Annotated in this window: 1 pseudogene; it reads right to left on the minus strand. The window is 42.1% G+C overall.

Annotation, left to right across the window (positions count from 1 at the left end):
* Nucleotides 1-124: pseudogene (locus tag A7090_RS27440) on the minus strand (hypothetical protein); the annotation flags it as partial.
* Nucleotides 125-335 lie beyond the last annotated feature (211 nt).

Consider the following 335-nt stretch of genomic DNA (forward strand, 5'->3'; position numbering starts at 1 on the left):
GCGTAGCACTGCCGACTGAATAACACATCCCCGTCAATACGGTTCTTGCTGCACGCTTACTTTTTACCAAACCACGGCGACTCACCTCAGCAGCCAATACCACATCAGGGATTTTCGTTTTCATAATGGCTCACTCAAGCTTGCTCACGATTGATTCCAGTAACAAACCGTATTGTGTAATTATTTCTATAGCAGGTCGCTATATAGGCTTGTATATATTGAATAATTTGAAAATCAAAGAGATAGGTGGATTTTCACTCGAAAGTAGTATTACGGTAAGCGGCTCGTCAGAACCGTATTGATATTTACTGAGAGCTCAGATCAACTTTCCAGGG

The organism is Escherichia sp. MOD1-EC7003, assembly GCF_002965065.1.
GTDB lineage: Bacteria > Pseudomonadota > Gammaproteobacteria > Enterobacterales > Enterobacteriaceae > Escherichia.